Consider the following 5,364-nt stretch of genomic DNA (forward strand, 5'->3'; position numbering starts at 1 on the left):
CAGCTCGTTCGGCAACGTTCCCGCGCCTGGTTCCGTTCGGACGTGGAGCCGACGTCGTCCTGTTATTGCGAACCGGGAGCGGTGACTCTGGAGCAAACGCCGGTAACCTCCGCAAAGTGACACTCAACGATGCGGTTCAATCGGAACTTGACTCCTCGATGACCCAGTCGACGGCTTCACGCAATTGGGCGTCGAAGCGACACGCCGTGCCGGTCTTGATCGTGGCTTCCAAGTAGCGTCCGAGTTGGGCGTCAACGTCCGTGATCTTGCGGATGGCACCTCGGATGCCCTTGGTCACGCTTTGACGGGCGCGTTCGACGGCGCTTCCGGCACGGCGGGGTCGGCCGCCGAGTCCGACGGCGGCGGCGAGCGTTTGGGCGATGGCGTCCAATTCCGTGCGAATGCGTTCGGCGTTGACCGGATCCGACGCCGAGTCCAGGTCCGCCAATTCGGACCGCAGTTCTTCGGCGCGGCGTCGGTAGGTTTCGCGGGCGGTCGCGTCCAACATCTCGCCGGCGTCACCGCGGTCGGGCGCTCCACCGGAACCGGCCAGATCGACGGCCCAGCAATCGACGCCAGGTTGCCGCAGCAGCTTCGACAAATGTTCCAATCCACGCGTGCTGCGCAACTGGAATGACCGGCCGTCGAACACGAACGTCCAGGTATCGCCGCGGCGCGTCATGCGGGCTTGCCGCGGCGTGGTCGGTGATTCAGAACGATCAGGTCGCGATGTCCGGCCGTCGATCTTGTCCAGCAAAGCCTGCGTTTGCTCGCGATCGAATTCTGCCCCGATGCGGGCAAAGCCGTCGCGGGCAGCGGCAAACTCAATCTTCGCCCGCGTGGGATCCCCATCGGCCTGGAGGGCTTTGGCCAACAACACGCAGGTGTTGGCCAGTTCGTAGGGGGTGTTCAGTTCAATCCACCAACGCCGCGCCCGCGTCAGTTGTTCGACGGCCTGGTGGGATTCACCGTTGGCCAAATGCAAAAGTCCGCGGGCGTGCGCGGCGGCGGCGTTGTCCCACGGAGTGTTGTTGCGTTTCGACATGTCTGTCAGTTCGGCGACCGCCGATTCGGCGATCTCCCGTTCGTTGACTTCGACGGCGATCGTGGCCCGCGCGACGAGCAGATTGACGCGGTCTTCGCAGACCATGGTGGGACGCGGCTCGTGAAAGGTGCGTTCGAGCGAGCGGTGGGCGGACACCGCGTCGCCGCGTTGCATCAGCAACAGCGCCAGTCCGGGTTGCGGATCCCAGCCGAGTGAAATGGCGCGCTGAAACGCGGTCATCGCGCCTTCGAAATTGCCGCGACGACGTCGCACTTCGCCGAGTTCACTCCACGGGAACGTCGCATAAGCAGGCAGAGATTGCGAAACCTGTCGCGTCGCGGCTTCACTTTCGGATTCCGCCGCGACCAGATCGCCACGGACTCGCAGCACTTCACTGCGGTGCACGCGACACATGCCGGGAAAGTACTCGACCTGCTGGCGATTGACCCAACGTGTTGCCGATTCGGTCCATTCTTGCGCCCGCCGCCATTCGCCGCGACAACGGCACGCCCAGATCGCGTTGCAGAACACCATTCCGGTCGCGAAGAGATCGATTTCACCGCCGAGCGCCATCGAAGTCGCTCGGCGGATCAGGTCCAACGTCGCTTGACTTTCGCCGCGTGTGGTGCTGACGTGGCTGAGGTCAACGAGCGCGAGTGCTTCGACGTTGCGTTCACCATAACGCCGGGCGAGCTCGAGGGCGCGTCGGGCGTGGTGTTCCTGGGCGTCCAGATCGCCTTCGGCCATTCAGCATCGATTGTGGAACCACGCCTGCCACGCGTGTTCGGGGCCTTCGGGCAATTCCGCGATCAGATCATCGGCGCGTCCCAGCCAGGCCGCGGCGAGAGCCTTTCGACCGGCGTCGTCATTGGCGTGGGACAATTCCAGCGCCGTCCGCACCGCGCCGCGCTGGTCGGCCCGGGCGACGTAGGCTTCATGCGCCTGTTCGATGGGGTCGACGATTTCGTCAAACCGGCCGGTCCACCGAGCACACTCGCCGAGCATTTCCAAACCTTCCGGGCACAACTCGCCACGCTGATCGGATTGACGGAGGATTTCATAGGCGGTCTGCCATTGACGACGGCTCACCGCTTGTTGAGCTTGCACGAGTGCGGTGGAACCTGTCGAAGCGGTGTCTTCGTCCAACCGCGACAGCCGCGACCGAAGTTCCGCGATGGAGTCAAATCGATGCGCGCGGTCTTTCTGCAAACAACGCTTCAACAACGAACGCAGCGACTCCGGCGTCGTCTCCGGAAGTGCTTGCCAGTCCGGTTCGCGCTGCAGCACCGCTGCCATCACTTGCGGCAGCGACCGGCCATCAAACACGGGCGTGCCGGCAAGACATTCGTACAACACACAGCCCAGCGACCAGATGTCGGTGCGATGATCGACCGGCAACCCTTGGGCCTGTTCGGGACTCATGTAGGCCGGTGTCCCCAAGATCGCTCCGTGAACCGTCAGCGGAAGACAGGTTGTCAGGGACGATGTCGCAGCGAACGGTTCGGGATCCGTCGACGCAACAAACCGGGCCAAACCGAAATCGAGAATCTTGACACTGCCGTCAGGCCCGATGCGGATGTTGCCCGGCTTCAGGTCGCGATGAATGATTCCCTTGGCATGCGCCGCACCAAGCCCTTGACAGACTTTTTCGGCGAATCGAACCGTGGCGTCGAGCGACATGGGGCCGTCGGCCAGGTACTCCGACAGATCCTTTCCCTCGACGTACTCCAGCGACAGAAAGCACAGTTCATCGGTCTGGTGGTAACCGTAAATCTGGGCCACGCACGGATGATTCAGTGCGGCCAGGGTTTGCGCTTCGCGTTTGAATCGCTGGCAGATCGATGCGTTGTCGGCGACATCGACCGTCAGCACCTTGATTGCAACTTGGCGATCCAGGGTCGTATCGTGGGCAAGGTAGACCGTGCCCATGGCTCCGGCACCCAAGGTGCCGAGTATTTCGAATGTCAGCAGACGCTGGCCGGCCTCAACCATCTTCGAATTCCCCAGCCTCTTGGAGGTCGTGCAGGTTTCGACGTCACCGTTCAACGCGGCGGTTCACCGTTCGACCTCGACTCGACGCGCTCGACCCTCCTGCCAGGAGACAACTGATCAATCCGATCGGTTCTTCGCCTTCGCAACCTCCATTATAACGGCCCGGCTGTCATGACCAACATTGGTGCCGGGAGGTTCGCCCCAATTGCCGACTCGTCTGCCGAGAGACGGGTGCTGAGAGACAGGTGGCTTGTCAGGCAGTGGTCGCCAAACGCGTCAGGCGGGCTCGCCGCCGTTAACAATCCAGGTCGGGGCACCGTTTCCGTGGAAGGCGCGTTTTCTGGTCCTTGCGCGGTGACACCGTTTTTCAATCGGTCCTCAGAATCATACCGGGGGCGGCGAAATCGGTTTGGCCGAAGTTGTTCGGCACGGTAACATCAGCTCTCGCCGGGGCGTCTCGGAATACGACGCGCTGAATCGGACAACGGGTCGTGCTATCTGTTTTTTCGAACAAAAGAAGAATTCGTCTGTAACGATTCGCTCGATGGGCCCAATGTGACATGAGCTCGTCAACGCCCCCAACGAATACCGTCAAATGTCCGAACCCGTCTCGACCGCATCGTCCTTTCCGACCCAAATGCCGAACGCTTATCTGTCCGGCGCCCTTGCACCCACCCAGGACGAGATCGCAAGATCCGACTTGCCCGTCGTCGGAAAACTGCCCCAGGATCTCAACGGCATGTGGGTCCGCAATGGACCCAACCCGATGTTCCCGCCGGCTCCGCACTATCATTGGTTTGACGGTGACGGCATGTTGCATGGCGTTCGAATCGAAGACGGAAAGGCGAGCTACCTGAATCGATTTGTCCGAACATCGTCATGGAAGAAGCAACAACAGAGCGGACGCAACCATTCGCCAAGTTATGTCAATGCCCGCCCGCTTGAACACTTGCAAACGCTCGCGCAGGGGGCCCGAAAGGGCGGCGCCGACTTTTTCAACAAAGCCAACACCTCGCTCGTCTGGCACCACGGCAAACTCTTTGCACTCTGGGAAGCGGGGTCTCCTTATGAAATTCGCCCCGAAGACCTCGGGACGGTCGGCCCCGACAATTTCTTCGGGAAGCAACAGCATGCCGTGACCGCTCATCCAAAGATTGATCCTGTCACCGGCGAACTGTTGTTCTTTGGCAATTCGCTGCGTGGCAACAGTGTCCGATATGGAATCTTGGATCGCGCAGGCCGGCTGGTCCATCAGACGACGATCCCCGTCGGCAGAATTGTGATGATGCACGATTTTGCCATCACCCGACGCTATACGATCTTCTTCGATTTTCCGATGCTGGTGCGCCCACTGATGCCGCTTGTCGGAGGGGCGATGCTCCGCTACCGGGCCGAACGCGGGGCTCGCATCGGCATCTTGCCCCGCTACGGCTCGGGCGATCAAGTGCGCTGGCTTGATATCGAGCCGGGTTTTCTGTTTCACGTGCTAAACGCCTGGGAAAACGACGACACGTTGACGCTCTATGCTTGCCGATTCCCCGGTGCACCCGGCGTGTTGAATCGCAGGGCAACATCCCGCGACCAGTTGCAGCTCGATGCGTCCATGTATCGCTGGGTGATCGACGTGAAGTCGGGCAGAGTCGTCGAAGGCGCTGTCGACGATCGACCCGCTGAATTCCCCCGCGTGGACGATGCTTTGGTTGGGGCTCAGTCTCGATACGGCTACGCCGCCTCGTTTCTCTCCAACGACGCTCCGGCATTGGTCAAATACGATCTGATCGCAAACACATCCCAGCGTCACGAATTTGCACCCAGTCAGCTTGCCGGTGAAGGCATCTTCGTGCCCCGACCGAACCAAGTCAGTGAAGACGACGGCTATCTGGTTTCGATGGTGCACGACGAAGCGGACGATCGATCCGAATTCGTGATTCTCGATTGCCGACGATTCGACGACGATCCCGTCATCGCTCGCATCCCGATGCCGCAACGTGTTCCGGCAGGATTCCACGGCGTGTGGATCGACGGCCGCTCATCTTCATCCGCGTGATCGGAGACGGGGCCACCACGGAGGGCATGCTGTGCATGCCACCAGCCACAGCAAGTAGGGCATGCTGTGCATGCCATCAGCCACAGCAAGTAGGGCATGCTGTGCATGCCAACGGGTCGTCAGGCACAGCCTGACCTACGCCTCCTGAAACAGTCGCTGCGACCTCAGCGCGATGGAGTGTCAATCGGATGATTGGGCCCGATCGAGTGGGATCGTCGCAACAAGCACATTCGCGCGATAGTTTTCGATCTGCAGCACCGGACGTCCGTGTTGGTCCCAG

At 61.3% G+C, this 5,364-nt stretch carries 3 protein-coding genes; 1 reads left to right on the top strand and 2 read right to left on the bottom strand.

Translation table 11 applies throughout. From position 1 onward, the window contains the following. Positions 1-136: 136 nt before the first annotated feature. Entirely contained in the window at positions 137-1,792 is a 1,656-nt protein-coding gene (locus ABX749_RS20265) for a hypothetical protein (protein ID WP_372897575.1), read from the bottom strand. Next, positions 1,793-3,037, bottom strand: a complete 1,245-nt coding sequence (locus ABX749_RS20270) for a serine/threonine-protein kinase (protein WP_372897576.1) — start codon at positions 3,035-3,037, stop codon at positions 1,793-1,795. A gap of 595 nt (positions 3,038-3,632) precedes the next feature. Between ABX749_RS20270 and ABX749_RS20275 the strand changes: the two genes are divergently transcribed. Continuing rightward, the gene (locus tag ABX749_RS20275) at positions 3,633-5,084 is read left to right on the top strand and encodes a carotenoid oxygenase family protein (RefSeq protein WP_372897577.1); all 1,452 of its coding nucleotides are present in this window, start codon (positions 3,633-3,635) and stop codon (positions 5,082-5,084) included. Positions 5,085-5,364: the final 280 nt, after the last annotated feature.

It is taken from the genome of Stieleria sp. (genome assembly GCF_041595215.1).
GTDB lineage: Bacteria > Planctomycetota > Planctomycetia > Pirellulales > Pirellulaceae > Stieleria > Stieleria magnilauensis.

Bases quoted from the DNA above. Each gene is read 5' to 3' on its own strand.
- ABX749_RS20265 (WP_372897575.1), bottom strand. From the start codon at position 1,792: ATGGCCGAAGGCGATCTGGACGCCCAGGAACACCACGCCCGACGCGCC.
- ABX749_RS20270 (WP_372897576.1), bottom strand. From the start codon at position 3,037: ATGGTTGAGGCCGGCCAGCGTCTGCTGACATTCGAAATACTCGGCACC.
- ABX749_RS20275 (WP_372897577.1), top strand. From the start codon at position 3,633: ATGTCCGAACCCGTCTCGACCGCATCGTCCTTTCCGACCCAAATGCCG.